The sequence below is a fragment of the Candidatus Methylomirabilota bacterium genome (genome assembly GCA_035315345.1).
GTDB lineage: Bacteria > Methylomirabilota > Methylomirabilia > Rokubacteriales > CSP1-6 > CAMLFJ01.
This window is the reverse complement of record DATFYA010000030.1, coordinates 1-2191: the sequence shown is the minus strand read 5'-3', so window position 1 is coordinate 2191 and position 2191 is coordinate 1. Positions and strand designations below refer to the sequence as shown.

At 68.6% G+C, this 2191-nt stretch carries 1 protein-coding gene and 1 pseudogene; one reads left to right on the top strand and one right to left on the bottom strand.

Features of this window, described 5'->3' with window-relative positions; genetic code table 11:
* Positions 1-190 precede the first annotated feature (190 nt).
* Positions 191-1393, top strand: a pseudogene (locus tag VKN16_04425) (ISAzo13 family transposase).
* 309 nt (positions 1394-1702) lie between these two features.
* Here the strand turns inward: VKN16_04425 and VKN16_04420 are convergent.
* Positions 1703-2191, bottom strand: a 489-nt coding sequence (locus tag VKN16_04420) for an STAS domain-containing protein (protein HME93443.1), incomplete at its 5' end; no start/stop codon positions are given.

Here is a 2191-nt window from a genome sequence, read left to right as displayed (position 1 = left end):
GGCGACCGGTGCCCCGCCGTTCGACACCCGGGACCCGCTGGCGCTGATCCACGACCATCTGGCACGCATGCCGATGCCCCCAGCCGTGCGGAATCCGGCCCTACCGGAGGTCTTGTCGCAGATTATCCTGCACTTAGGGCTCGCGATGAAATAACCTCTCGTTTGGCTGTGCGGCACTACGGTTCCTGCTATGGCCGTTGCGGTGGACTCACTGTCTCGTCGGTTCGAGGCTCTGCGGCCGCATCTGAACGAGCGTCAGCGACGGTTGTGGCTGGGCGCGGAGGCTCGTGAACTCGGCCCGGGTGGGGCGGGGGTGGTCGCGGCGGCGGTCGGAGTGGCTGCGGACACCGTTCGGCGGGGTCGCGCCGAGCTCGACGATCCGGCGCCTGCGCCGGTGGGCTCCTCGCGGAAGGCCGGTGGCGGTCGCAAACGCGCCGAGGCCCATGACCCGGCGCTGGTGGCAGCGTTGGAACAACTGGTCGACCCGGACAGCCGCGGGGATCCGATGTCACCGCTGCGGTGGACCAGCAAGTCCACCCGGACGCTGGCCACGGCGTTGCGCGAGCGCGGTCACCAGGTCAGCGAGTTCGTGGTGCGCCGGCTGCTCAAGGCCCTGGGATACAGCCTGCAGGCCAACATCAAGACCGCCGAGGGGCGCCAGCATCCCGACCGCGACGCGCAGTTCGGCTACCTCAACGACCAGGTCAAGGCCCACCAGGACGAGGGCTGCCCGGTGATCAGCGTGGACACCAAGAAGAAAGAACTCATCGGCAACTACCGCAACAGTGGCCGGGAGTGGCAGCCCACCGGTGATCCCACCCAGGTCAACGTCTACGACTTCATCGATACCGACCTCGGTAAGGCCATCCCGTACGGCGTCTACGACCTCGCCGCGAACACCGGCTGGGTGGGCGTGGGGACCGACCATGACACCTCGGCCTTCGCGGTGGCCACCATCGCCCGGTGGTGGGATGCGGTGGGCCAAGGCGCCTACCCCGGCGCCGGGAAGCTGCTCATCACCGCCGACGGTGGCGGGTCCAACGGCTCCCGCACCCGGCTGTGGAAGACCGAGCTGGCCGCTCTGGCCGCCCGCACCGGCCTGACGATCACCGTCTGCCACCTCCCACCGGGTACCTCGAAGTGGAACAAGATCGAGCACCGGCTGTTCTCCCACATCTCCATGAACTGGCGCGGACGGCCGCTGACCAGCCACGAAGTGATCGTCGAGACCATCGGCGCCACCACCACCCGGGCCGGACTCAGCGTCCACGCCGAACTCGACGAAGCCACCTACCCCAAAGGTGTCAAGATCCCAGACCAGGAGATGAAGGCACTCCAGGCCAGCGGCGTCCTCGTCCGCCATACCTTCCACGGCGACTGGAACTACACACTGCGCGCCCAACCCGACACGCCCGACCCCGGATGAACTAATTCATCGCGGGTCCTTACTGCACGCCGTAGGTGCCGGATGTGGACCGCGTCCGGCGCCGGTAGCCCTCACACGTGACCGAGCCCCGGCCGACCGCTCACACACCTGGTCCTGGTGTTGACCGTCCTATTTCGCTTACAGCGCCGTCGGCCTGTCACTTCCGCCGGAGTGCAGGTGGGCCGCGGGTCCCGCCGCCGCCGCGCCGGATCGTGCGCACGTTGTCCAGCTCGGCGGTAGCTGCCTCCTCGGCGTCCGGACCGATCGCGGCGGTCGTCACATCGTATTCGCGCGCACCCCTCGGCAGCTGAGGTGAAGTTGGGGGAGTCGGTGGATGTCGAGCAGCTGAAGGACGCGCGTGATATGCGGGGTGGCGTGGATCTCGACGTCCAATCTGCGGTCGCGGTAGGGGGCGGTGTCGCGGATGAGGGTGCGGGCCGCGGCGGCGGCGAGGAACGTCACGGCATTCAGGTCGATGCGCACGGTGGGCGATGGGGTGTCGGTGAGCGCGCGCAGCGCGGTGGCGAAGACGTCGAGGTTGGACATGTCGATCTCGCCGTCGACGTCCAGGGTGTCCGCGGTGCGGTGGAGCGCGAGGCGTTGTTCCTCGAGCCGGTCGGGGTGGCGGGCGACGGCCAGGTCGAGGTGCTCGATGCCCGCGCCGGCGCGGTTGCCGTTTCGGTCGTAGACGCACAGCACCGATACCGGGTGATCGCGGCACAGGCTGTCCAGGGTCGTCTCGATCTCTTCGTGGGTTGCCCGGGA